23 protein-coding genes are annotated in these 24,033 nt (G+C 62.7%); 15 read left to right on the plus strand and 8 right to left on the minus strand.

Annotation, left to right across the window (positions count from 1 at the left end; genetic code table 11):
- Positions 1-24: 24 nt before the first annotated feature.
- The 7 genes from AC4P1R_RS16710 to rsmI form a co-directional block, all read right to left on the minus strand.
- Positions 25-1,014, minus strand: a complete 990-nt coding sequence (locus AC4P1R_RS16710; protein ID WP_492177227.1) for an endonuclease — start codon at positions 1,012-1,014, stop codon at positions 25-27.
- Complete coding sequence (ugpC, locus tag AC4P1R_RS16715; RefSeq protein WP_492177228.1) at positions 1,011-2,126, minus strand: sn-glycerol-3-phosphate ABC transporter ATP-binding protein UgpC; 1,116 nt, start codon at positions 2,124-2,126, stop codon at positions 1,011-1,013. The genes AC4P1R_RS16710 and ugpC overlap by 4 nt, the downstream gene beginning before the upstream one ends.
- Positions 2,127-2,185: 59 nt before the next feature.
- On the minus strand, positions 2,186-3,028 hold the full coding sequence (gene ugpE / locus AC4P1R_RS16720; protein ID WP_069459810.1) for a sn-glycerol-3-phosphate ABC transporter permease UgpE: 843 nt from the start codon (positions 3,026-3,028) through the stop codon (positions 2,186-2,188).
- A gap of 10 nt (positions 3,029-3,038) precedes the next feature.
- On the minus strand, positions 3,039-4,034 hold the full coding sequence (locus AC4P1R_RS16725; protein WP_492177229.1) for an ABC transporter permease subunit: 996 nt from the start codon (positions 4,032-4,034) through the stop codon (positions 3,039-3,041).
- Positions 4,035-4,039: 5 nt separating this feature from the next.
- Positions 4,040-5,338, minus strand: a complete 1,299-nt coding sequence (locus AC4P1R_RS16730; protein ID WP_069459809.1) for an extracellular solute-binding protein — start codon at positions 5,336-5,338, stop codon at positions 4,040-4,042.
- A 118-nt stretch (positions 5,339-5,456) separates the two neighbouring features.
- Complete coding sequence (locus AC4P1R_RS16735; protein WP_069459808.1) at positions 5,457-5,825, minus strand: YraN family protein; 369 nt, start codon at positions 5,823-5,825, stop codon at positions 5,457-5,459.
- Entirely contained in the window at positions 5,815-6,744 is a 930-nt protein-coding gene (gene rsmI, locus AC4P1R_RS16740; protein ID WP_492177230.1) for a 16S rRNA (cytidine(1402)-2'-O)-methyltransferase, read from the minus strand. The genes AC4P1R_RS16735 and rsmI overlap by 11 nt, the downstream gene beginning before the upstream one ends.
- A 272-nt stretch (positions 6,745-7,016) precedes the next feature.
- Here rsmI and dnaN point away from each other — a divergent pair, with 272 nt between their 5' ends.
- The 6 genes from dnaN (at position 7,017) to AC4P1R_RS16770 (ending at position 11,962) form a co-directional block, all read left to right on the plus strand.
- The gene (gene dnaN / locus AC4P1R_RS16745) at positions 7,017-8,135 is read left to right on the plus strand and encodes a DNA polymerase III subunit beta (RefSeq protein ID WP_069459806.1); all 1,119 of its coding nucleotides are present in this window, start codon (positions 7,017-7,019) and stop codon (positions 8,133-8,135) included.
- A 315-nt stretch (positions 8,136-8,450) separates the two neighbouring features.
- Positions 8,451-9,053: a phospholipid N-methyltransferase PmtA gene (pmtA, locus tag AC4P1R_RS16750; protein ID WP_069459805.1), complete on the plus strand. Its 603-nt coding sequence runs from the start codon at positions 8,451-8,453 to the stop codon at positions 9,051-9,053.
- A 15-nt stretch (positions 9,054-9,068) separates the two neighbouring features.
- Entirely contained in the window at positions 9,069-9,650 is a 582-nt protein-coding gene (locus AC4P1R_RS16755; protein WP_069459804.1) for a histidine phosphatase family protein, read from the plus strand.
- 7 nt (positions 9,651-9,657) lie between these two features.
- Positions 9,658-10,362, plus strand: a complete 705-nt coding sequence (gene pyrF, locus AC4P1R_RS16760) for an orotidine-5'-phosphate decarboxylase (RefSeq protein ID WP_106407889.1) — start codon at positions 9,658-9,660, stop codon at positions 10,360-10,362.
- 201 nt (positions 10,363-10,563) lie between these two features.
- Positions 10,564-10,851 (plus strand): DUF1330 domain-containing protein, encoded by a 288-nt coding sequence (locus tag AC4P1R_RS16765; RefSeq protein ID WP_069459803.1) that lies wholly within the window; start codon positions 10,564-10,566, stop codon positions 10,849-10,851.
- Between the two features lie 130 nt (positions 10,852-10,981).
- Complete coding sequence (locus tag AC4P1R_RS16770; RefSeq protein WP_069459802.1) at positions 10,982-11,962, plus strand: complex I NDUFA9 subunit family protein; 981 nt, start codon at positions 10,982-10,984, stop codon at positions 11,960-11,962.
- A 523-nt stretch (positions 11,963-12,485) separates the two neighbouring features.
- Here the strand turns inward: AC4P1R_RS16770 and AC4P1R_RS16775 are convergent.
- Positions 12,486-13,292, minus strand: a complete 807-nt coding sequence (locus AC4P1R_RS16775; RefSeq protein WP_069459801.1) for an undecaprenyl-diphosphate phosphatase — start codon at positions 13,290-13,292, stop codon at positions 12,486-12,488.
- A 169-nt stretch (positions 13,293-13,461) separates the two neighbouring features.
- Between AC4P1R_RS16775 and AC4P1R_RS16780 the strand changes: the two genes are divergently transcribed.
- The 9 genes from AC4P1R_RS16780 (at position 13,462) to AC4P1R_RS16820 (ending at position 24,021) form a co-directional block, all read left to right on the plus strand.
- Positions 13,462-14,154: a glutathione S-transferase family protein gene (locus AC4P1R_RS16780; RefSeq protein ID WP_069459800.1), complete on the plus strand. Its 693-nt coding sequence runs from the start codon at positions 13,462-13,464 to the stop codon at positions 14,152-14,154.
- 12 nt (positions 14,155-14,166) lie between these two features.
- Positions 14,167-15,339, plus strand: a complete 1,173-nt coding sequence (queG, locus tag AC4P1R_RS16785; RefSeq protein WP_492177232.1) for a tRNA epoxyqueuosine(34) reductase QueG — start codon at positions 14,167-14,169, stop codon at positions 15,337-15,339.
- Positions 15,327-16,199, plus strand: a complete 873-nt coding sequence (locus AC4P1R_RS16790) for an SDR family oxidoreductase (RefSeq protein WP_492177233.1) — start codon at positions 15,327-15,329, stop codon at positions 16,197-16,199. Before queG ends, AC4P1R_RS16790 begins: the two co-directional genes overlap by 13 nt.
- Before the next feature lie 467 nt (positions 16,200-16,666).
- A complete protein-coding gene (locus AC4P1R_RS16795) occupies positions 16,667-17,041 on the plus strand; it encodes a septal ring lytic transglycosylase RlpA family protein (protein WP_083265381.1) in 375 nt (124 codons plus the stop codon).
- A 97-nt stretch (positions 17,042-17,138) separates the two neighbouring features.
- Positions 17,139-18,428, plus strand: a complete 1,290-nt coding sequence (locus AC4P1R_RS16800; RefSeq protein ID WP_492177235.1) for an RsmB/NOP family class I SAM-dependent RNA methyltransferase — start codon at positions 17,139-17,141, stop codon at positions 18,426-18,428.
- Positions 18,429-18,708: 280 nt separating this feature from the next.
- The gene (locus AC4P1R_RS16805) at positions 18,709-19,989 is read left to right on the plus strand and encodes an imelysin family protein (protein WP_492177236.1); all 1,281 of its coding nucleotides are present in this window, start codon (positions 18,709-18,711) and stop codon (positions 19,987-19,989) included.
- A 281-nt stretch (positions 19,990-20,270) separates the two neighbouring features.
- On the plus strand, positions 20,271-21,725 hold the full coding sequence (locus tag AC4P1R_RS16810) for a di-heme oxidoreductase family protein (RefSeq protein ID WP_492177759.1): 1,455 nt from the start codon (positions 20,271-20,273) through the stop codon (positions 21,723-21,725).
- Positions 21,725-22,852, plus strand: a complete 1,128-nt coding sequence (locus tag AC4P1R_RS16815) for an imelysin family protein (protein WP_492177237.1) — start codon at positions 21,725-21,727, stop codon at positions 22,850-22,852. Before AC4P1R_RS16810 ends, AC4P1R_RS16815 begins: the two co-directional genes overlap by 1 nt.
- A 179-nt stretch (positions 22,853-23,031) precedes the next feature.
- Positions 23,032-24,021 carry a magnesium transporter CorA family protein gene (locus tag AC4P1R_RS16820; RefSeq protein ID WP_492177238.1) on the plus strand — a complete coding sequence of 330 codons (990 nt, stop codon included), beginning with the start codon at positions 23,032-23,034 and terminating at the stop codon, positions 24,019-24,021.
- Positions 24,022-24,033: the final 12 nt, after the last annotated feature.

Genomic DNA, 24,033 nt, shown 5'->3' on the forward strand with positions numbered 1-24,033 from the left:
GCGCCCAGGCAAGGAGGCGAAAGATTATTCGAACCCCTCGACGACGCAGGTGATGAGGTCGTGGTCGGACAGCGGACGACCGGATGCATCCAGCGAGGGAATGATGCGGCTTTCGCCGATCCTCAGACCCCGGGCAAGAAACCAATCGAGCTTCATGGCGCGCTTCGGCCAGCGCGTGATCAGGCTCCGCCGCGTCGTCATCTGGTCGATAGGGCCGCCATGGCGGCTGAAGCCGCGCGCGGCGCTCATTGCGAAAAGCCCTTCGGCCTCGAAATCGCCGCCGATATGATTGCCGGTGTTGAGGTCGCCGCCGATCAGGACGGGGAGCGCCGGAAAGGCCGCATCCAGCTGATCGATCAGGTCCTTCACCTGCCGCTCGCGGTAGGCGGCGGTCGTCGCGCTTTCGAGATGGGTGGAGACGGCGACAAAGGGGCCGGCCTCGGTCTCGACGACGGCGCCGACGGCCATACGCTCGCCGAGGCGCGGCTGCTCGCCGCCATCCATGTACCAGAGGCGCTCACCCCAGAGTCGGATCATGAAGGGCCGGCGAAGCTGAATCGACGCCAGCAGCGCGTTGCCGTGAAAACCCTTCTCATTGAAATCGTCCCGGCAGAATTCGCGCTCGCTGTCGGCCCCGAGGTCAAGTTCGACGAACTCGACCCCATAGGCATATTGCATGCCGAGCGTCGCCGCGACCTCGGCCGTCGTGTGGCACTGGCCCGTGCGGGCCATACCGTTGTCCATTTCGGAAAGCATCACCAGCGATGCGCCGGTCGCGCCAAGCTGTTCGGCGCTTTCTTGCGGAAAGAGACAGCGCTCGAGGTTCCAGGCCGCGACGGAGAAGGGAAAGGCGAGCCGCCCGTCCAAGGCAGCGCCGCTGATTTCGATCCTGTTCATCGCTTCGGTGCCCGCCATGGCCGCATCATGGGCGGCTATGCTGTGCTCCATGCGGAGAACATCGTCGCGGCTCTGCTGCGATGGGATGGCGAGCGTCGATACGGTCTCTTCGATCACAATGCGGGCTCCGGATTGACGGTTTCCTGGCGAGCGGGCGCAACACCCATGACCGGCTGGCGAGGGAGCCGCTTGCCGGTCTCCGCCGAGAAAAAATGCAGGCGTTCGCTGGATATGGTGATTGTGAGCTCATCTGCAAGCGGCGCTTCCGGCGCCAGTGCCGCGGTCAGTGCCTGCGCCCCGATCTTGCCGTGGACAAGCCGCTGCGCTCCCAATTCCTCGACATAGTCGACGCGGAAGACAAACGCCTGCTCGCCGAGCGCTGCCGGGCGCAGATCCTCGGCCCTGAGGCCGACGGTGACCGCACCCTCGGCCGGCGCCGCATAGCCGAGTTCGAGCACATGCGTGCCGAGACGTAATCGGCCGCCCTCCAGCACAGCGTGGACGAGGTTCATGGCAGGCGAGCCGATGAAGCTCGCGACGAAGGTGGAGGCGGGCGCGTGATAGACGTCGAGCGGCCGGCCGATCTGCTCGATCCGGCCGCCGTTCAGCACGACCAGCCGGTCGGCGAGCGTCATCGCCTCCAGTTGATCATGGGTGACGTAGAGCGAGGTCGTGCCGAGCCGCTTCTGCAGCCGCTTGATCTCGCCGCGCATGGAGACGCGCAGTTTGGCGTCGAGATTCGACAGCGGCTCGTCGAAAAGGAAGGCGGCGGGCTTGCGGACGATCGCCCGGCCCATAGCGACGCGCTGGCGCTGGCCGCCGGAAAGGGCGCGCGGCTTGCGGTCAAGACAGGGCTCGATTTCCAGCATGCGCGCTGCCTCTGCGACACGCGCATCGATCTCCGCCCTCGGCGTCTTGCGGTTCCTCAGGCCGTAGGCAAGGTTCTCGTAGACGGTCATGTGCGGATAAAGCGCATAGTTCTGAAAGACCATGGCAATGTCCCGCTCGGCGGGATCTATGTCGTTGACGACCCGCGCGCCGATTTTCACCGCGCCCTTCGAGATCGTCTCCAGCCCCGCGACCATGCGCAGAAGCGTGGACTTGCCGCAGCCCGATGGACCAACGAGGACGATGAACTCGCCGTCCTCGATGTCGATCGAAACGGACTTCACGGCTTCGACGCCGCCCGCGTAGATTTTCGAGACCTCTGCGATGTCGATCGCCGCCATAGGCTGCCTCCGTTGATGCGTTGGGGAATGCGGAGCGCGCCCGCGCCCCGCTTCGTTTGCTATTTGTCGCTCTCGGTCAGCCCCTTTATGAACCAGCGCTGGAAGATCACCACGACCATCACCGGCGGCAGCATGGCGAGGATCGCCAGCGCAAGAGCCTCGTTATAGTCGGGGATCTGGGAGCCGACCCAGACGAGCAGGATCTGCTTGATGCCCCGCACCAGCGTGAAGAAGCCCTCGTCCGTCGTCATCAGTGTCGGCCAGAGATACTGGTTCCAGCCATAGACGAACATGATGATGAAGATCGCCGCCATCATGGTGCGAGAGAGCGGCACCAGCACGTCGATGAAGAATTTAAACGGTCCGGCGCCGTCGATGCGCGCCGCTTCGAGGAGTTCGTCCGGCACCGACTTGAAGAACTGGCGGAAATAGAAGGTGCCTGTCGCGGATGCCAGGAGCGGCACGACCAGCCCCGTATAGGTGTTGGTCAGCTTCAGCATGTTCATCACCTCGTAGGAGGGCAGGATTCGAACCTCGAGCGGCAAAAGCAATGTCGTGAAGATCACCCAGAAGAAAAACGTCGCAAGCGGGAAACGAAAATAGACGATCGCGTAGGCGGCGAGCATCGAGAGCACGATCTTGCCGACCGCGAAGCCGAGACCGAGGATCATCGAGTTCATCACCATGTTGAAGCCGGTGATCTTGCCGGTGAAGCCGCCTTGGCGGGTCAGCACCGTCCCGTAGGTCTCGGCGAAATGGCCGCCCCAGTTGAGGCTCAGCCCGTTGCGATGGATCTCCGCCGCCTCGTGGGTCGAGGTCATGAAGGCGACCACGACAGGAGCCACCATGATGAAGACGCCGATCAGCAGAATGACGTGGTCGAGAATCCGGGTGCGATGCATCGGCGCCACCTCAATTGTAATGCACGCGCCGCTCGATGAAACGGAACTGGAAAATGGTAAGTACGAAGACGATCACCATGAGGATCACCGACTGTGCCGACGAGCCGCCGAGGTCGTTGCCGCGGAAACCGTCCATATAGACCTTATAGACGAGGGTGATCGGGTTGTTGGCGGCCTTGTCCTTCACCATGACGTCGATGACGCCGAAGGTGTCGAAGAGCGCATAGGTGATGTTGATGATCAGCAGGAAGAAGGCGGTCGGCGCCAAAAGCGGCAGGATGATCGTCCAGAACCGGCGCAGCCCCGAACGGCAATCGATCGCCGCCGCCTCGCGCACGGAAACCGGAATCCCCTGCAGACCTGAGAGAAAGAAGATGAAGTTGTAGGGAATCTGCTTCCAGACCGAGACGACGATCATCGCAAAGGCGGTATCGCCGAAGTCGAGCCCGACCTTGATATCCCAGCCGAACCAGCGGGCGATTTCGACGATGGGGCCTATATGCTGGTCGAAGAACATCATGCCGATCAGGCCTGCGACCGGCGGCGCGATCGCATAGACCCAGATCAGCAGCGTCTTGTAGGCGGCATTGCCGCGGATGACGCCATCGGCCTTGACGGCGAGCAAGAGCCCGACCGATAGCGCAAAGAAGGTGACGAGCGCGGTGAAGATGGCGGTGAACCGCGCGATCCCGCGGTATTCGACGGACTTCAGCACGTCCGTGTAATTCGAGAGGCCGACGAAGGTGGAGCCGAAGCCGAAGGGATCCTCGAGGTAGAAGGACGATTGAATCGCCTGCACCGAAGGCCAATAGAAGAAGATGAAGATGATCGCGAGCTGCGGCGCCAGGAAGAGATAGGGCAGGCAGCGCGATGTGAATCGTACGCGCTTGGCGGACGTCTCGCCCCTTTCCGCCTTGCCGCCAAAGAGCCGGAGGGCACCGAAACGATGCCCTCCAATGCCGGCCCCTCCGCGCGACGCGGAGAGGCCTTCGGTTTCAGCCGCCATCGAAATCAGCCTGCCGTCTTGGCGAAACGGGCGAGCAGTTCGTTGCCTTCTCGCTCGATCGTCTCAAGCGCATCCTTGACGGTCGTTTCGCCCGCGAAGATGCGACCATATTCGCGCTCCATGATCTCGCGGATCTGCGGGTAGAAGCCGAGGCGGTAGCCCTTGGACCATTCGCCGGCCGGCAGCAGGAGCTGCTTGATGCCGACTTCGGCGACCGGCGTCTGCTGATAGTAGCCGTCCTTTTCGGCAAGCTCGTACGCAGCCTTGGTGATGGCGACGTAGCCGGTAGACTTGTGATAGAAATACTGGATTTCCGGCGAAGTCAGGAACTGGAAGAAATCCGCCACGCACTTGTTCTCTTCATCCGACTTGCCGGACATGGCAAAGAGTGCCGCGCCGCCAATGAAGGAGTTGGTGCCGGCGCCCTCGATCGAACCCCAATAGGGCAGGAAGGTCGCAGAGAAGGGCGTGGTGGCCGTCTTCTGCAGACCGCCGAAGGAACCGGAAGAGCCGATCCAGAAGGCGGCCTTGCCCTCTTCGAAGACCTTCTGGTTGTCGGCCCAACCGGCGCCGTAGAAGGCGAAGTAGCCCTCATCCTTCCAGGCCTTCAGTTTCTCGAACATCATCTGGAGCTTTGGGTCCGTCACCTTCAGCTTGGTGTCGACGACGCTGTCATAGCCATTGTGGTTGCTGGCGAACTGGATGTTATTTCGCGAGAAGAAGTTCTCGGTGAACTGCCAGGTAAGCTGCGACTGGATGAGGGGGATGTAGCCGGCTTCCTTCAGCTTCGGAGCGATGGCCTCGAATTCTTCCCAGGTCTTCGGCGCTTCGACGCCGGCCTTCTTCAGGGCCTCATCGTTGATATACATGATCGGGGCCGAGGAGTTGAACGGCATGCCCACGAACTTGCCGTCGCTGTCGGCGTAGAAATAGCGAACGCCGTCGATGAAGGCGTCGCGGTCGAAGCCGTAGCCGGCCTTGGTGATCAGATCTTCCGCCGGGATGATGGCGCCCTTGGCGTTGATGATGGTCGCGGCACCCGCATCGAAGACCTGCAGGATGTTCGGCTGCTCGCCGGAACGGAACGCCGCGATGCCGGAAGCGAGCGCCTCTTCATAGGTGCCCTTGCTGACCGGGGTCAGCATGCAGGCGCTCTGGGACGCGTTGAACTTCTGGGCGACTTCGTTGATCACCTCGCCATTGCGTCCGGCCATGCCGTGCCACCAGGTGATGTTGGTCGCGGCCAGCGACGTCGTTGCGGAAAATGTGAAGGTTACGGCTGCAAGCAAAGCTTTCCTGATCATGTCCCCTGTCCTCTCCACCGTGGTTGTGGTTTGCAGTGGACTAGTGGCCTTCTATGACAGGCCGGTAATGCTTCTGTGACGGAACGATTACATTTTCCCACTCGGTCAAAAACGTCCGTCAAAAGGCATCGGGCAGATGCCGCGGCCAGCGCCATGGCAAGACGGCGATGATATCGTAGCGTACCGACAGGCGGTGGAAATCGGGCTGGCTCGAAAGCCAGAGATCGCTTGCAGCCCTGATGCGCCGTTGAGACGAAGCGGAGACGGCGAAGACCGCGCCGTCGAACGTCGTCCTCGCCTTCACCTCGACAATAGCCACGAGTTCGCCGCGCCGGGCGATGATGTCGATCTCGCCGAGCCTGGTGCGGTGACGCATGGCCACGATGCGGTAGCCCTTCAGCATCAGGCAGAGCGCGGCGCGATATTCGGCAAGAAGCCCACGCTTCAGCGCCTTCAACTTCCGGGCGTCCGGCCGCTCAGCCTTCATTGCTTTCCTTGAGGCTCAGGAGCCGGCCGTAGAGCCCCTTGCGCGGCAGGCCCGTTCGGCGGGCGGCTTCCGTCGCGGCCTTGCCCATCGGCATGGCACGGGCGAGTTCGCGCAAGAGTGCATCGATGTCCGGCTCTTGCGGAGCAGGCTTGTCATCGGGCGGTCCGATGACCAGCACGATCTCGCCCTTCACCCCCGCCGTCTGGTCATAGAAGACCTTGAGCTCGCCGAGAGTGCCGCGGCGAAACTCCTCGAAGACCTTGGTCAGTTCGCGGCAGACCGCCGCCTTTCTCTCCGCCCCAAGCACTTCGGCAGCCGCGGCGACCGTCGCGGCGATACGGTGCGGCGATTCGAAGAAGATGAGCGTCGCCGGTGCTTCGCCAAGTTCCGCCAGCCGCTCGCGGCGGGCCTTGTCTTTCACGGGCAGGAACCCGGCAAAGAGAAAGGCGTCGCTTGGTTGGCCGGAGCCGACTAGCGCGGCGAGAGGTGCGGAGGGTCCCGGGATCGGAACGACACGGTGACCGGCTTCGATCGCAAGCTGCGCCAGCCGGTAGCCGGGATCGGAAACGAGCGGCGTGCCGGCATCGGAGACGAGCGCCACCGACTTGCCTGCGGCGAGCGCCGAAAGGAGCCGCGGCCCGGCCTCTGCTGCGTTGTGCTCATGGTACGGCATCGGCCGGTTGACGATGCCGTAGCGGTCGAGCAGCACCCGCGTAACCCGCGTATCCTCGCAGGCGAGCAGGTCAGCCCCGGCGATCGTCTCCAGCGCCCGAACCGTGATGTCGGCGAGATTGCCGATCGGCGTCGCCACCAGATAAAGCGCCGGTTCCAGCGGGCGCGCCGGAACGGTCGCGTTCATCAGGCGAAAGCTGCGCTGCCTCTCCCTCTCCGCCGTCTCGTCTGCTTGCTGCTTTTCCAATGGCCGCTTCCCGATCCTGCCGGCCCGATTATTCCCGATCGCCGGTTCGCACCCTTTATGAGTGAGCGCAATGCACAGGGCAAGGCCGCAGGGTGGCGGCGGTCGCATGCACTGGGATGCACTGGGGAAACTGCCCGCGAAACCCCTTGCTTTCGTGGTTCTTTTTCTGCCATTTTGCCCCTCCACATCATCCGGCCGGCCGGCCGGGGCACGCAGTTGACGCCGCGGCGGGCGCCTCGTCCGTCCGGCAATGGTTGAAAGCGGTAGCATCCATGCGTATTACTCTCGAGCGGTCCAATCTTCTGAAATCGCTGAACCATGTCCACCGCGTGGTCGAACGGCGAAACACGATCCCGATCCTCTCGAACGTCCTGTTGCGCTCGGATGGTGCGAGCCTCGAAATGAAGGCCACCGACCTCGACCTGGAAATCACCGAGGCGACGCCTGCCCAGGTGGAGCAGCCGGGCGCCACCACGGTTCCGGCCCATCTGCTCTACGATATCGTCCGCAAGCTGCCGGATGGATCGGAAGTGCTCTTGGCAACCAACGCCGAGGGTACGGCGATGACGGTCGCCTCCGGCCGCTCGAAGTTCTCGCTGCAATGCCTGCCGCAATCGGACTTTCCGGACCTGACCGCCGGCAGCTTCTCGCATTCCTTCCGCCTGAAGGCGACCGACCTCAAGATGCTGATCGACCGGACGCAGTTCGCGATCTCGACCGAGGAGACCCGTTACTACTTGAACGGCATCTTCATTCACACGGTCGAGAACAAAGGCGAGCTGAAGCTGCGCGCGGTTGCCACCGACGGGCATCGCCTCGCCCGCGCCGACGTTGAAGCGCCGGCGGGCTCGGAGGGCATGCCCGGTATCATCATTCCGCGCAAGACGGTCAGCGAATTGCAGAAGCTGCTCGACAATCCCGACGTGGTGGTGACGGTCGAAGTCTCCGATGCGAAAATCCGGCTGACGATTGCCTCGATCATCATGACGTCGAAGCTGATCGATGGGACCTTCCCCGACTATCAGCGCGTCATCCCGGCGAACAACGACAAGGAGCTGCGCGTCGATTGCCAGTCCTTCGCCCAGGCCGTCGACCGCGTGTCGACGATCTCCTCGGAGCGCGGCCGCGCCGTGAAACTGGCGCTCAATGATGGCCAGATGACGCTGACCGTCAACAATCCAGACTCGGGCAGCGCCACAGAAGAATTGCCTGTCGGCTATGAAGGCGATCCTCTCGAGATCGGATTCAACGCAAAATATCTGCTCGACATTACGTCCCAGCTCACCGGCAACGACGCGGTGTTCATGCTGGCGGATCCCGGTTCGCCGACGCTGGTGCGCGATCTTGCCGGCGACGACGCACTCTATGTGCTGATGCCAATGCGAGTTTGAAAACTGAGGAAGCCCCGCAATGGAGCCCGCCCTGCTTTCGCACGGCGGGTTTTTTCATGTCCCTTCGTCGCGCTGCTGCCGATTCTCATGCATTACGGCGCTGCGCGTCATTTTAGACGCGTGAAGGTCGCAAGCAGCACTTCGAAGCGTCGCGTCTTTCCTCCCTAAATGGAAAGGATCTGGGGAAACATGCAGCAGGCGCAGACAGACTTGTTTTCGCCGCATATAGGAGCACATTATGAACGAACACGCACTCACGCTCGGCGAATCAGCCAGCAGGGGGAGAGCTGACATCGAGGAGGTCGAGGGAATTCTATGAGCTTGCGCTTGAAGGTTAAGGAACGGTTCGGCCGGAAGTTCGACGAGGAAATCCGCTTCTTCAAGGGCTGGATGAGCAATAGCCGCGCTGTCGGCGCGATCCTGCCCACGTCTTCGTTCACCGCGCGCCGCATGGCGAGCGTCGTCAACCCGCGTTCGGGCCTGCCGGTTCTCGAGCTCGGCCCGGGGACGGGCGTCATCACCAAGGCGATTCTGGAGCGCGGCGTGGCGCCTGAAAAACTGGTTTCGGTGGAATATTCCACCGACTTCTTCAATCAGTTGAGGGCGGAATTCCCCGACGTCAACTTCATCAACGGCGATGCCTTCGATCTCTCGCACACGCTGGGAGCCTTCACGGACCAGCAGTTCGACAGCGTCATCTCAGCCGTGCCGCTGCTGAACTTTCCGATGCACCGCCGTGTGACGCTGATCGAGGATCTGCTTTCACGCATTCCCGTGGGGCGGCCGGTGGTGCAGATCTCCTATGGACCGCTCTCGCCGGTCGTCGCCGTGCCGGATCGCTATCGCATCCAGCATTTCGACTTCGTCGTCCGAAATATTCCGCCGGCGCAACTCTGGGTCTATAGCCGCACCCATTGACCCGGCGCGCAGCCGATGTTCGGCGTCTATCTCACCCATCCGCAGGTCCGGATCGATCCTGAAGTTCCCGTGCCGCAATGGGGTCTTTCCGATCTCGGGCGGGAGCGCACGCGCATGACGGCCGGGCAGCCCTGGGTCCGGCTGCTCGGCCGCATCGTCTCCAGCACGGAAAGGAAGGCGCTCCAAACCGCGGCAATATTGGCGGACGCCGCGGGCATTCCCGTCGAAACCGATGAGGAGACGGGCGAAAACGATCGTTCCTCTACCGGCTTTCTTCCGCCGGACGAGTTCGAGAAGGCGGCGGACCGCTTCTTTGCCCATCCCGAAGAGAGCTTCAGGGGCTGGGAGCGGGCACTCGACGCCCAGACGCGCATTTCGAGGGCCGTCTTCTACATCCTCGAGCGGCACGACCCGACCGTGCCGATCGCCTTTGTCGGCCACGGCGGCGTCGGCACCCTCCTGAAATGCCGGATGACGGGCACTGCGATCGCGCGCAGCGCCGATCAGCTGCCGGGCGGCGGCAATCTCTTTGCTTTCCGCCTTGCGGATCGCGCCGTCACGTGCGACTGGACCGCGATGGAATTCTGGCAGGGGTAGTCTCGACATGAGCATGAATGCGCGTGACCGATTGATTGTCGGCCTTGACCTTCCGACCGTGGCGGAAGCGGAGAAGATCGTCGCGACCCTCGGCGAAGAGGTCGTCTTCTACAAGATCGGCTATCAACTCGTCTTTGCCGGCGGACTAGAATTCGCGCGCGATCTCGCTGCCGCCGGCAAGAGGGTCTTCCTCGACATGAAGCTGCTCGACATCGACAATACGGTGGCGAAGGGCGTGGAGAACATCGTCAAAATGGGCATGTCGATGCTGACGCTCCATGCCTATCCGAAGGCGATGAAGGCGGCCGTGGAGGCGGCCAGGGGATCCGATCTCTGCCTTCTCGGCGTCACTGTGCTCACCTCGATGGACGAGCAGGATGTGATCGACGCCGGATATGAATACGACCCGCACACGCTGGTGCTGCGCCGCGCCGAGCAGGCCCGTTCCGCCGGCATGGGCGGCATCGTCTGTTCGGCGGAAGAGGCCGGCGCCGTCCGCCGGATCATCGGCCCTGACATGGCGCTCGTGACACCCGGTATCCGCCCCGCCGGTGCGGAGAAAGGCGACCAGAAGCGAGTGATGACACCGGGCGACGCCATCCGGGCCGGATCCAGTCATCTCGTGGTCGGACGGCCGATAGTCAAGGCGCCCGATCCGCTTGCCGCGAGCCGCGCAATCCTCGCCGAGATGGCGGTCGCGCTTCCCGGTTGAGCCGCACCGAAAAAACAACAGTTCAGCGAAGCCGGCGCTTGACCTTGTCCCCAATTTGCCGAAAGTAGCCACCTCCTGCATGTTCACTTTGCCGGGCCCAGGCAAAAAACATGCAGCAATTCAAGGTGCTGCAGCGGCCATCGCGCGCTTCAAAAGACGCGCGCGCCGTCATGCGCTTCGCAGAGCGACGAGGAGTTCGCAATGGCCAAGGGATACTGGATTGCTCGGGTCGATGTACGAGACCCCGACCGTTACAAGGACTACGTAGCAGCAGCGAAACCCGCCTTCGAGAAATACGGCGCGACCTTTCTCGCCCGCGGCGGTCAGTTCCATCGCCTCGAGGGTGCTGTGCGAAACCGCAACGTGGTGATCGAGTTTCCTTCGTTTCAGGCCGCCATCGACTGCTACAACTCGCCGGAATACCAGCTCGCCGCAGCCATCCGCCAGGAGGTCGCCGATGCGGAAATGGTGGTCGTGGAGGGCGTCTGAGGCACGCTACTCCGGCCTTGCTAGGGCGTGAAAATGGACGGGCAGGTGTGTGCGGATTGGCCTTCACCTCGCCCGCCGCTTGCGATATGTAGCAAGCAATCTTGCCCGTGAAATCAGGAGTGCGTTTCCCATGACCTTGTCCAACCTTCCGCCGCTGGTGACGATTTTCGGCGGATCCGGATTTGTCGGCCGTCATGTGGTGCGCGCGCTCGCCCGCCGGGGCTACCGCATCCGCGTTGCGGTTCGTAGGCCCGATCTCGCCGGCCATCTCCAGCCGCTCGGCAATGTCGGCCAGATCGTCTGCGTCCAGGCCAATCTGCGCTACCGCAAATCGGTGGACCGTGCCGTCGAGGGCGCCGACCACGTGATCAATTGCGTCGGCGTCCTTTTTGAAAGCGGGCGCAACAGCTTCGACGCCGTGCAGGAATTCGGTGCCCGTGCGGTCGCCGAAGCGGCTCGTGCGGCCGGCGCGACGCTGACCCATATATCGGCGATCGGCGCCGATCCGAAATCCCAATCCGACTACGCCCGCACCAAGGGCCGCGCCGAACTGGCGGTCCTCGATACCGTGCCCGAGGCGATTATCCTCCGCCCGTCTATCATCTTCGGCCCGGAGGACGGTTTCTTCAACAAGTTCGCAGAGATGGCGCGCTTCTCGCCTGTCCTGCCGCTGATCGGCGGCGGTCGCACCAGGTTCCAGCCGGTCTATGTAGGCGACGTGGCCGAGGCTGTCGCCCGCGCCGTAGAAGGGAAGCTTTCGGGCGGCACGATCTACGAGCTCGGCGGGCCGCAAGTGCTGTCCTTCCGCGACTGTCTCGAATTGATGCTGAAGACGATCGACCGAAAGCGCTCCTTCCTGTCTCTCCCCTTCGGCGTCGCCTCGCTTCTTGGACGCATCGCCTCGCTGGTGCCCTTCATCGCGCCGCCGATCACCGCCGACCAGGTGGTGTTGCTGAAATCCGACAATGTGGTCTCCGACAAGGCGGAGGTTGAAGGACGGACGCTCGACGGCATCGGCATCGCACCCACGATGCTCGAAGCGATCCTGCCCACCTATCTGGTTCGCTATCGTCCGCAGGGACAGTATACGCGCGGCGGCCGTGCCGCCTGATCGAACCGCAGCAACAGGTGAACGCATCGAAGCCGCCGAAGATGTGTCGGCGGCTTTTCTGTTGCCGGACAGCAACACCGTTGCAGTTCTGCCGCAGTCGCAAGCGCGTATGTCATTTACCCTGGATTCAGCATGTCCTGATATTGATCATGACACGGCCGGCGAATAAACAGCGCTCGCATCACGCGGCCCGGCAAACACAGCCGGCGCCAACATCACACTCGAAAGGCATACCGTCCCATGGGCAAGTCGATCGCAATCTTTTTTGCGTCTGCGGCAATGACCATTCTGGCTGGCTCGTTCATGGCACCGAGTACCGTTGCAAGCAGCAGGCAGGGCTGCACGCCCGCTTACGGCGTAGACCCGTGCACGACGGCGTCGGTTGCCTCTTCCGGCAATTGAGCCGACGTTGTCCCGCCCCGCTACAGCAGGGGCGACTGAGGACAGAGACATTTCTTTTTTGGCGGGGGCCAGGGGCCGCATGCGTTTCGAAAGGGACGCATGCGGCTTTATTTTTGCGCGATCATCCAAACACCCACAGGCCGATCAGCCCGGCAATACCGACGAGAATGCGCCAGATGGCGAACGGCGTGAAGCCGCGATGCGAGACGAAATCGAGCAGCGAGCGCACGACGAATATCCCGGCAACGAACGCTGCAACGAAGCCGACAGCAATCAGGCCGATATCGTCGAAGGAAAGCGCGTCGCGGTTCGTGTAGAGATCGAGGGTGAAGGCGCCGAGCATGGTCGGCATGGCGAGAAAGAAGGAAAATTCCGCCGCCGAGCGCTTGTCCGTTCCCATCAACAGGGCGCCGGCGATCGTCGCACCGGAGCGCGAGGTTCCCGGGATCATAGCCAGGCACTGGAAAAGGCCGATCTTGAAGGCGAGTGACGGCGGATAGAGGAAGATGTCGGTGTAGCGCGGCCTCAGCGGAAGATGATCGATGACGTAGAGAATGATGCCGCCGATGATCAGCACGACGCAAATCAGCATCGGCGTCTCGAACAGGACCGATTTGATGAAGCCATGCGCCGCCGCACCGATGACGGCCGCCGGCAGGAAGGCCAGCAGAACCGAGAGAACGAAACGGCGCGCTTGCGCACTTGCTGGCAGTGCACGCACGATCGACAGGAGTTTCTGGAAATAGACGAGCAGGATCGCGAGAATCGCGCCGAGCTGAATGAGAACAGCAAATGTATTCCCGGGCGACTTGAAACCGAGAAAATGGCCGGCAAGCAGGACATGCGCGGTGGACGAGACGGGAATGAACTCCGTGAGCCCCTCGATGAGCCCGAGAACAAGCGCGCTGATGATGGATTGATCCGCCATGTATGAGATATTCCTGATGTAGTGGGATTTGGGAAGAGAATTGCGATTCTCTTGTGTTTGCCACCTGAACTACCTATAGCTCCTTACAACGAGCCGTGGCCAGATGCATATGCCGCGATGCTGACATTCCCAAGACAGCTCACTCAAGACAGCTCAAAATCTTTGACCGATGCCGACACTTTATCATCACCCCATGTCTTCCGCCTCGCGGTTCGTACGCCTTATTCTCTCTGAATATGGCTATCAGACGGAACTTTGCGAAGAGCAGCCCTGGGAGAACCGTCGGGACTTCCTTGTGCTCAACCCGGCCGGCACATTGCCGGTCTATGTCGACAACAGCATGCGCGCGCTGTGTGGCGCGACGATCATTTCGGAATATCTTGACGAAACCAGCGGGATCATGAAGCGGGACCGCCGGTTGCTGGCTGAGGATCCGTTCCAGAGGGCGGAAATCCGGCGTCTCACGGAGTGGTTCCTGCAGAAGATGGAAGCGGACGTGACGCGACCGCTCGTGCGTGAGCGCATTTTCAAGCTGCAGATGAGGCCGGACCAGGGCGGCGGCGCACCGGATTCGAAGATCCTCCGAACCTCGCGCAACAACATCCGCCAGCACATGAAGTATCTTTCCTGGCTTGCCGGGTCGCGCCCCTGGCTGGGCGGCGACCGCATCTCCTACGCCGATCTTGCGGCGGCTGCCGCCACTTCGGTGCTCGACTATCTCGGCGAAATCGACTGGTCCGATTCGCCGTCCGCCAAGGAATGGTACCAGAGGCTCAAATCGCGGCCTTCCTTCCGGCCGCTGCTTGGCGAAAGGGTGCGCGGCGTCACCCCCGTCTCGCATTATGCGGATCTCGATTTTTAAGGGCTTATGACCATGCCTGGCAACGCTCAAAGGGCGGAAAACCAGGACAGGAAGCGACGGACGCTCACCGCCTTCCTGAAGGAGGAAGCTGCGGCCAAGGGTTTCGACATCTGCCGCATCACGCGGCCGGATGCCATACCGCGTGCGCCGGAGCGACTGAAGGCCTTCCTTTCCGCCGGCCGTCACGGGACCATGGAATGGCTGGCAGAGACGGCGGAACGGCGCTCCGATCCGCGTGTACTCTGGGGCGAGGTCCGGTCGATCGCCCTTCTTGGCATGAACTATGGGCCCAACGCCGATCCGCGCGACATTCTTGGAAAGCGCGACCGCGGCGCCATCTCCGTCTATGCACAGAACCGCGACTACCACGACGTCGTGAAGGGGCGGCTCAAGGAGATCGCGACGCGCTTTGCCGCCCGCTGCAGCGAGGACGTGAAGGTTTTCGTCGACACGGCCCCGGTCATGGAAAAACCTCTGGCGGAAAAGGCCGGCCTCGGCTGGCAGGGCAAGCACACCAATCTCGTTAGCCGCGACTTCGGCTCCTGGCTCTTCCTCGGCAGCCTGTTCACGACCGCCGATCTCGAGATCGACGCGCCCGAACACGACCATTGCGGTTCCTGCCGCGCCTGCCTCGACGCCTGCCCGACCGGTGCCTTTCCGGCCCCCTACCAGATCGATGCGCGACGCTGCATCTCCTACTTGACGATCGAGTACAAGGGTCGGATCGAACCGGAGCTGCGTCCGCTGATCGGCAACCGCATCTATGGCTGCGACGATTGTCTTGCCGCCTGTCCATGGAACAAGTTCGCCCGCGAGGCCTGCGAGATGAAGCTCAAGGCACGCGAAGATCTCAAGCAGCCGGAGCTCTCCTTCCTGCTGACTCTAGACGATGCCGCCTTTCGCGCCTTCTTTTCAGGCTCTCCGGTCAAACGCATCGGGCGCGACCGCTTCGTCAGGAATGTCTTGATCGCCGCCGGCAATTCCGGCGAAGAAGACCTGGTTTCCGCCTGCAAGGGCCTGGCAAGCGACGCCTCGCCGACAGTCCGGGCCATGGCGGTCTGGGCGCTTTCCCGGCTGATGCCGAAAGGAGAATTCATCGCTTTCGCGGGCAAATGTCCGCCGGAGACGGACGAAGAGGTTGTTTCGGAATGGAAAATGGCAGGAGTGAGCCGATGCATGTCCTGATCCTTGGTGCCGGCTATTCCGGCACGGCGATCGCCAAAGCCATTGCACCCGAAGCGCAATCGGTGACCGGGACGACCCGCTCGCCAGACAAGCTGCAGCCTCTGCGGGCCGACGGCATCGATCCGCTCCTCTTCGACGGAAACGCAATCTCCGCCGCGCTGGCGCAAGCGATGAAAAGGGCGACGCACCTCGTCCAGTCCATCGCGCCGGGGCAGGACGGCGACCCGATGTTCCGCGCCAAAACACCACCGCTTGCCGGGCTCCTGCCGAATCTTCGCTGGGCCGGTTATCTCTCCACTGTCGGGGTCTATGGCGATCATGGCGGCGCCTGGGTTGCGGAAGACACGGTGATCAGGCCGGTCTCGCTACGCTCGATGGAGCGCGTCGAGGCGGAGAACGCCTGGCTCGACTTCGGTGCCCGGCAGGAAATCCCTGTCGCCGTGCTCAGGCTTGCCGGCATCTACGGTCCGGGCCGCAACGCTTTCCGCAACCTTGCCGCAGGGACCGCCCACCGGATCATAAAGCCGAACCAGGTCTTCAATCGCATCCGCGTCGAGGATATCGGCGCGGCGACAGTCTTCCTTGCCACGCACGGCCTTGGCGGGATCTACAACATCGCCGACGACGAACCGGCGCCGCCACAGGATGTCGTATTGGAGGCCGCCCGGCTGATGGGCGTCGACCCGCCGCCGGAAATTCCCTTCGAAACCGCCGATCTCTCCCCGATGGCGCGCTCCTTCTACGGCGAAAACAAGCGTGTTTCCAATGCAAGGCTGCGAGAGGCCGGCTTCGAGCCCGCTTTCCCCAACTATCGCGTTTCACTTGCACAGTTGTGGGCATCCGGGACCTGGCGGGGATAGTCGTTTCCCGCCGGCGCATCCCTGCGACAGTATATCCCACCTGACATAGGCGCGGCCTATCAGTTCATCCGAAAGTATAGGATTCCACCCTCGCAACTTGACTGACCTACACTGCCAACTTTCCGCCTATACTTGGGCAGCGACCACAACCATAGCGGTAGCTGGTCAAATACAACCTTCGCCGACTGCAGCATCTCCTCGGAATCGAAATTTTAAATTAAACGTTTTCATCGAAACAGCGGCTGACGCCGACTCAAGGCCGTCAGAGACGTTTAGGCGTTGATTTCCAAGACCTTCTCCAATTCAACTAAAACAATTCAAACGATCTTCGATTTTTAATTTTTGCCGCTTCGCAATAATTCCTAATGGAAAGTTAAAGGTTGAAGCACGGTTTTGCCATTTTTTGCCCCAATTAGCTCGAACTGCAAGGGAAACAAATTCAGCATTCAAACCGAAGGGGGCGTCGCTTGAAGCCGGCGAACATCAGAACTGCTGCCGCTGCAGCGTTATTCACCGTCGGGATGGGATTGATCCCGACATCCGAAACTCAGGCGGCGGGAGCGGGCTGCGGCGGCGCATCGTGGTACGCCCTCACCTCGAAAACGGCCTCCGGCGAGAGAATGAACCCCTCACGTCTGACGGCCGCCCATCGCAGCCTCAAGTTCGGCACAAAGGTCCAGGTCACCAACAAACGCAACGGCAAGTCGGTGGTCGTCCGGATCAACGACCGCGGTCCCTTCATTCGTGGCCGCGTGATCGACCTCTCCAAGGCGGCGGCATCGCAGATCGGCATGGTCCGCTCCGGTACGGCCAGCGTCTGTTATCAGGTCATCAACTCCTGACGGCCTGACTGCCGGCGTGCCCACGTGTATTCTGCGGCTTCCGTCTTGCTCTTCGATGCCTTCGCCGCTACCACGGCGAAAAAGGAGTTGATCGAAGATGCGATTGGGCGGGCGGCTCTCGGGAGCCATTGAAGTTCTTGACGACATAGAGAGGCGCAAGCGCCCCGTCGCCGACGCGCTCAAGGATTGGGGCCTCTCTCATCGCTTTGCCGGCTCCGGCGACCGCGCAGCCGTCGGCAACATCGTTTATGATGCCCTGCGCATGAAACTCTCCCATGCCCATCTTATGGACAGCGACAGCGCCGTCGCACTTGCCCATGCGGTCATGTACCGCCAATGGGGCTTTAACCCGGAGAGCCTCGCGGCAGCACTTGCCGACGACAAGTTCGCGCCGGAAGCGCCGTCTTCGGAAATGATGAAGGCCTTCGCAGAGCGCCGAATCGAAAACGCGCCGCTCAATGTGCAGGGCGACATTCCGGAATGGACGCAAGCCTCGTTCGAAGAGAACTTCTCCGACGACTGGCTCGAGGAAGCCAGGGCGCTCGCGGGCCGGCCGACCCTCGACCTGCGCGTCAACACGCTCAAGGCGACGCGCGCCAAAGTGCTGAAGGCGCTGGAGCGCAGCGGCGCCGATTCGGCGGCGATCGCCCGCCATGGTATTCGCATCGCCGCCGGCGAGGGCGCATCGCGCCTGCCGAACGTGACGGCCGAGATCGCCTTTCAAAAGGGTTGGTTCGAGGTGCAGGACGAAGGATCGCAGATCGTCGCCGACCTCGCCTTTCCGCAGGAGGGCGAGCAGGTGCTCGACTATTGTGCCGGCGGCGGCGGCAAGACGCTCGCCATGGCGGCGGCGATGAACAACAAGGGCCAGGTCCACGCCTATGATACCGACCGCAAGAGGCTGGCGCCGATCATCGAGCGGCTGAAGCGGGCAGGGACCCGCAATGTGCAGGTCCATGAAACCGCCGACTCCCTGGCATCGCTTGCCGGGCGCTGCGATCGCGTGCTCGTCGATGCCCCCTGCACCGGCACCGGCACTTGGCGCCGCAGGCCGGACACCAAATGGCGGCTGACACAGAAGAATCTCGAGGAGAGGCTTGCGCAGCAGGAGGAGGCGCTTGCCAGCGCTGCACAGTTTGTCCGCCCCGGCGGATGCCTGATCTACGTCACCTGCTCCGTCCTGCCGGAGGAAAACGAATCGCAGGTCTACGGCTTCTGCGAGGACAATCCGGAATTCGAGATACTCTCGGCCGCCGATACCTGGGCGACGCTCTTCGGTACCGACAAGCCGCAGCCCTGGTCCGCCGACATGAAGACGGTGACACTGACGCCGGCGTCGACCGGCACCGACGGCTTCTTCTTCTGCCTGATGGGTAGAAAGGCCTGAGGGAACCCTATTGCATGTCTCCTTTAATCGACCTCGATTTAAGGACAAAGACATGCAGCAATTCAAAGTGCTACAGCGACCTTTGCGCGTCCAACGCGTCCAACAAGACGCGTGGCGCTGTAGAGTCGCAAGTTCCGCGCGACCACATGCCAAGGTCGCAAATTAAAAGGCTTCTAAACTATACGCTTTGACACAAGTTTGCTTTTGGTCCATGACACCCGGGCTTTTGCCGGGGCTCAAACCGTCTTGCGGCCGTCCCGCGACAAGTGAAGGAGAGGTCATGACCAAGAAATTCATCCGTTGCGCCGCGCTGGCGCTCCTGGCGGCCGCGTCCGGCCTGGCGCTGCAGCCGGCCCTGGCAGCGACCGACGCCGCAGCCGTCGTCAAGCATTATGCGACGATCGCCCATGCCAAGTACGAGGGCGCGCTGACGACGGCCGAAACGCTCGAGAAGGCGGTCGACGCGCTGATTGCACATCCGAGCGAGGAAACGCTGAAGGCAGCGCGCGAGGCATGGCTGAAGGCGCGCAATCCCTATCAGGAGACCGAGGTCTACCGGTTCGGCAATCCGATCGTCGATGAGTGGGAGGGCAAGGTAAACGCCTGGCCGCTCGACGAGGGCCTGATCGATTATGTCGACCCGAGCTACGGCACGGAGAGCGATGAGAATGCGCTCTTCGTCGCCAATGTTATCGCCAGCAAGACGATTAAGATCGATGGCAAGGATGTCGATGCAACCAGCATCACGCCGGAATTTCTTGCCGGCACGCTGCAGGAGGCCGGCGGCATCGAGGCGAATGTCGCAACCGGCTACCACGCGATCGAATTCCTGCTGTGGGGCCAGGATCTGAACGGCACCGGCCCGGGCGCCGGCAACAGGCCCTATACCGATTTCGACACCAAGGCCTGCACCAACGGCAATTGCGACCGCCGCGCCGCCTATCTCAAGGCCGCAACCAGCCTGCTCGTCTCCGATCTCAAGGAGATGGTCGCCAACTGGACGCCGGAGGGCGAGGCCGCCAAGGCGGTCGAAGCCGATCCCAAGGCGGGCATCGCCGCGATCCTCACCGGCATGGGCTCGTTGTCCTATGGCGAGCTCGCCGGCGAACGCATGAAGCTCGGCCTGCTGCTCCACGATCCGGAAGAGGAACATGATTGCTTTTCCGACAACACCCATAACTCGCATCTGCACGACGCGATCGGCATCCAGTCCGCCTATACCGGTGAATATACCCGGATCGACGGCACGAAAATCGCCGGTCCCTCCCTCTCCGAACTCGTCGCCGCCAAGGACTCCGATCTCGACAAGGAGATGAAGGACGATCTCGCGACCACGGTCGAGAAGATGCAGGCGATGGCCGAGCGTGCCGAAACCATCGAGGCCTACGACCAGATGATCGGCGAAGGCAACACGGAAGGCAATGCGACCGTCCAGGCGGCCATCGACGGCCTGGTCGCCCAGGCCAAGACCGTCGAGCGCGCAATTACGGCACTCGACCTGGGGCAGATCGAGCTTGAAGGTTCGGACAGCCTGGATAATCCTAACGCCGTCTTCCAATAGGCGAAAGCCGGGCCGCTTCCGGTGGGCGGCGGCCCGATCCTTGTCCGATGAACGCACGCACCACCCGCTTCCTGGCGCTTCCGATTGCGCTCCTCAGCCTCGCTGCATCGGCGGCGGGCGACGCTTCGCCCCACTCGGTCGGTACCCCCCTCTGCCCTGCCCGGTCCACCCTCAGCAGCTGCAGCGCAGCTGCTGCGGAGGACGGGCAGGGCAGAGGGGGGTGCCCCCCTAGGCAGATCGCAGATGCTGCGTCGCGCGAATCACCGAGACGCTCCAATCAAATTCCGTCGCGCTCCGAACGCGACGAGCTTTCAAACGACGATCTCGACCGCGTACTCAAGGTGACGCGGCCTACGACGGACTTCTCCAAAGCCGAACAATTCGAGGCCATGTCCGGGGGCGCGACGACGACGATCGCGTCGATCGATGAGAAGGTTTTCTCGCAGCTGCTCGCCAACCTGCCCTTTGAGGCCGAACAGAATTTCAAGCTCGGCAAGGCGCTGTTTGAAAAGCTCTGGGTCTCTTCCCCCTCCTCGACGCAGGCCTCCGACGGGCTCGGGCCGCTCTACAATGCGCGGGCCTGCGCGAGCTGCCATCCGCGGGACGGACGCGGCCGTCCGCCCGAGGGAGCGGTTGCGGACGCGACGTCGATGTTCTACCGCCTCGCCCGCCCGCCGCGCGACGCGGCCGAGCGGCAGATGATCGCCGCCCATGAGGTGCTCAACTTTCCGGATCCGGTCTATGGCGCGCAGATGCAGGACAGCGCCGTGCCGGGGCTCGCAGCCGAAGGCCGGATCGTCATAACCTATGAGGAAGTGCCAGTGACGCTTTCCGGCGGCGAGCCTGTTACGCTCCGAAAGCCGCATTATGCGGTGGCCGATCTCGGCTATGGCGCCATGGATCCGGAGACGACGCTGTCGCCCCGAGTGGCCCCGGCGATGATCGGCCTCGGCCTGGTCGAAGCGATCCACGAGGCGGATATCCTCGCCAATGCCGATCCGGACGACAGAAACGGCGACGGCATCAGCGGCCGGGCGGCACTCGTCCGTGACCGGCAGAGCGGCGCCGTCACGCTTGGCCGTTTCGGGTGGAAGGCTCAGAGCCCCACCGTTCTTCAGCAGGCGGCCGATGCCTTCGCTATCGATATCGGCATTTCCACCCCCGGTCTTGATCTGAGCCACGGCGACTGCACCGCGGCGCAGGCCGCCTGCCTTCGGCTCCCGACCGGCGTACAGCCGCGGCTCGGACCAGTGGAAGCGCCCGATCCTGTCCTCGGGCTCGTCACCTTCTATTCCGTCAGCCTCGCCGTGCCCGCCCGGCGCAAGGCGAGCTTTCCCGAGACGCTGAAGGGAAAGCGGCTTTTCTACGAGGCGGGCTGCCCTGCCTGTCACACGCCGAAATATGTGACCCGCCGCGACGCCGCGCACACGGAGGTGGCCTTCCAGTTGATCTGGCCCTATTCCGATTTCCTGTTGCACGACATGGGCGAGGGCCTGGCGGACGGCCAGCCGGTCGGGATCGCCAACGGACGCGAGTGGCGCACGCCGCCGCTCTGGGGGATCGGACTGACGAGGACCGTCAGCGGCCATACCTTCCTCCTTCACGACGGGCGTGCGCGAAATTTCGCCGAAGCCGTCCTCTGGCACGGCGGCGAAGCGGAAATGGCCCGCAACGCTTTCGCGACCATGAGCGGGGACGACCGCAAGGCCCTCTTGACCTTCCTGGAGTCGCTCTGATGCGCCTGACCCTGTTCCTGCCCCTTGTACTTCTAAACCTTGCTATTGCCGGCGCCCCCGCGGCGGCACAGGAGGGCGAGGCCCCATTGCCACGCGTCCTCGACGAGGCAGCGCTTCCGGGGGTGATGGCAAGGGCGGTGGACGACTTTATCCTTTCCGGCTACCGCGATCTGTCGCAGTCGACGGCGGCCCTTGCGCAAGCAGGCGGAGCGCTTTGCGAGGCCCCTTCCGTCGCCATACTCGATGCGGCTCGGTCGGCCTTCACGGATGTCGTGGGAAAATGGTCCGCGGTCGAAATCATCCGTCTCGGGCCGGCGCTCGAACAGAATCGCTTCGAACGCTTTCTCTTCTATCCGGACCGGAAAAGCACCGGCCTGAAGCAAGTCCAGGCCATCCTCGCCAAAGGCGACGAGAGCGCGACCGACATCGAAAGCCTCAGGATAAAGAGCGTTGCGGTCCAGGGCCTCGGTGCGCTTGAATATGTGCTCTACGGCACGGGCTCGGAGGCGCTTTCGGGCGGCGAGGGCGGCTTTCGCTGCCGTTACGGCCGCGCCATTGCAACGAACCTCGAAACCATTGCCCGCGAACTGCTTGCCGCCTGGGAAAGCCCCGATGGAATCCAGGCCGCATGGAAAAGGCCGGGACCGGACAATCCGCTCTTCCGCGACGACCGCGAGGCCGCAACCGAATTGCTCGGTATCCTCGTCCACAGCGTCGAGATGGTGAAGGACCAGAGGCTACGTCCCTTCTACGCCGGAACGGTCGACGGCAGGCCGGGCAGGAACAATCCGAAACTCGCCATCTATTGGCGTTCCGGCAACACAATGGCGTCCCTGTCGGCAAATTTCCGCGGACTGCAGGCGCTCTTCAACCTGGCCGGGATGGAAAACCTGCTCCCCGCCGACAGCCGCTCGATCGCCGGCTCGGTGGATTTTCTCCTGAAGACGCTGGCGCGTGCTGCCGACCGGGTGGACGGGCCGATCGATGCTGCGCTTGCCGACGGCAGGCGGCGTGCGACGCTCGATTTCATCGCGCTCAACACCGCCGACCTGCTCGACAGGCTCAACCGCGATTTTGGCGGCGCCATCGGTCTTGGCGCAGGGTTTTCCTTCGCCGACGGCGATTGACAAGCGGCTCTTTTGGGCGCAAATCGCATCCGTGTCCGCACTGCGGGCATGATGTCACCCACAAGGATCAATTCAAATGAACCCCGACAGTCGAAGTCGAGCCTTCGTGCTCGCGGCCGTCCGGACCTGAATGATCAGGGCTCCCGGCGGTCGGACGACTTGGCCCCATGGAGCCCAACATGCTGCGCATCTACAAAAGCCAGAACAGCCATCTCGCGCTCGTCGACCACTCCGCCGGCCTTGCCGCCGAGGAGACCGTGACCTGGTTCGACCTCTTCAAGCCTTCCGCCGATGAGACGCGGCTTGTGGAGGGGCATCTCGGCATAGCGATCCCGACCAGCGACGAGATGCAGGAGATCGAGCTTTCCGATCGGCTCTACCAGGAGGACGGCGCCGAGTTCATGACTATCACGGCGACCGCCAAGCTCGACAGCGATCAGCCGGGCAAGGCGCCTGTGACCTTCATCCTCAAGGGGGGGAGCCTCGTCACCGTGCGCCACGCGGATCCGAAGCCGTTCCAGCTCTACGCCAATCGCATCCAGAAGCCGAACGGGGCCGTTTGTGAAACGGGCGAGCTCGTGATGCTCGGCCTGCTCGAGTCGATGATCGACCGTATCGCCGATGCGCTGGAGCGCGCCGGCGACGAGGTCGACGCGATCTCGCGCGAGGTCTTCCGCAAGTCTCATGTCAGCGCCACCAAGAAGACGCGCGATCTGCAGTCGCTGATCGAGCAGATCGGCCAGAAGGGCGACCTGCTGACGACCATCCGCGAAAGTCTCGTCAGCATAGGCCGGCTCGTCGCCTATCACGTCGCGGCCGAAGGGAGCGGCCCGCGCAAGGCGGGCAAGGAAAGCCGACAGCGGATAAAGCTGATCCAGCGCGATGCGACGTCGCTCGGCGATCACGCGCTGTTCCTGTCGAACAAGATCAATTTCCTGCTCGATGCAACGCTCGGCCTCATCAATCTCGAGCAGAACCAGATCATCAAAATCTTCTCGGTGGCGGCGGTGGTCTTCCTGCCGCCGACCCTGGTCGCCTCGATCTACGGCATGAATTTCCAGGCTATGCCGGAACTCGCCTGGCGGCTCGGCTACCCCTATGCGCTCGGCATGATGGTGCTTTCGGCGCTGGTGCCGTATCTCTATTTCAAGCGCCGGGGATGGTTGTGACAATGGCTCACT

It is taken from the genome of Sinorhizobium sp. Y406, assembly GCF_058732025.1.

Bases quoted from the DNA above. Each gene is read 5' to 3' on its own strand.
- AC4P1R_RS16765 (WP_069459803.1), top strand. From the start codon at position 10,564: ATGGCCAAGGGATACTGGATTGCTCGGGTCGATGTACGAGACCCCGAC.
- ugpC (WP_492177228.1), bottom strand. From the start codon at position 2,126: ATGGCGGCGATCGACATCGCAGAGGTCTCGAAAATCTACGCGGGCGGC.
- AC4P1R_RS16790 (WP_492177233.1), top strand. From the start codon at position 15,327: ATGCATGTCCTGATCCTTGGTGCCGGCTATTCCGGCACGGCGATCGCC.
- AC4P1R_RS16725 (WP_492177229.1), bottom strand. From the start codon at position 4,034: ATGGCGGCTGAAACCGAAGGCCTCTCCGCGTCGCGCGGAGGGGCCGGC.
- AC4P1R_RS16780 (WP_069459800.1), top strand. From the start codon at position 13,462: ATGCCGACACTTTATCATCACCCCATGTCTTCCGCCTCGCGGTTCGTA.
- AC4P1R_RS16800 (WP_492177235.1), top strand. From the start codon at position 17,139: ATGCGATTGGGCGGGCGGCTCTCGGGAGCCATTGAAGTTCTTGACGAC.
- AC4P1R_RS16775 (WP_069459801.1), bottom strand. From the start codon at position 13,292: ATGGCGGATCAATCCATCATCAGCGCGCTTGTTCTCGGGCTCATCGAG.
- ugpE (WP_069459810.1), bottom strand. From the start codon at position 3,028: ATGCATCGCACCCGGATTCTCGACCACGTCATTCTGCTGATCGGCGTC.
- pyrF (WP_106407889.1), top strand. From the start codon at position 9,658: ATGAGCATGAATGCGCGTGACCGATTGATTGTCGGCCTTGACCTTCCG.
- queG (WP_492177232.1), top strand. From the start codon at position 14,167: ATGCCTGGCAACGCTCAAAGGGCGGAAAACCAGGACAGGAAGCGACGG.
- AC4P1R_RS16815 (WP_492177237.1), top strand. From the start codon at position 21,725: ATGCGCCTGACCCTGTTCCTGCCCCTTGTACTTCTAAACCTTGCTATT.
- dnaN (WP_069459806.1), top strand. From the start codon at position 7,017: ATGCGTATTACTCTCGAGCGGTCCAATCTTCTGAAATCGCTGAACCAT.
- AC4P1R_RS16805 (WP_492177236.1), top strand. From the start codon at position 18,709: ATGACCAAGAAATTCATCCGTTGCGCCGCGCTGGCGCTCCTGGCGGCC.
- AC4P1R_RS16730 (WP_069459809.1), bottom strand. From the start codon at position 5,338: ATGATCAGGAAAGCTTTGCTTGCAGCCGTAACCTTCACATTTTCCGCA.
- pmtA (WP_069459805.1), top strand. From the start codon at position 8,451: ATGAGCTTGCGCTTGAAGGTTAAGGAACGGTTCGGCCGGAAGTTCGAC.
- AC4P1R_RS16770 (WP_069459802.1), top strand. From the start codon at position 10,982: ATGACCTTGTCCAACCTTCCGCCGCTGGTGACGATTTTCGGCGGATCC.
- AC4P1R_RS16820 (WP_492177238.1), top strand. From the start codon at position 23,032: ATGCTGCGCATCTACAAAAGCCAGAACAGCCATCTCGCGCTCGTCGAC.
- AC4P1R_RS16735 (WP_069459808.1), bottom strand. From the start codon at position 5,825: ATGAAGGCTGAGCGGCCGGACGCCCGGAAGTTGAAGGCGCTGAAGCGT.
- AC4P1R_RS16755 (WP_069459804.1), top strand. From the start codon at position 9,069: ATGTTCGGCGTCTATCTCACCCATCCGCAGGTCCGGATCGATCCTGAA.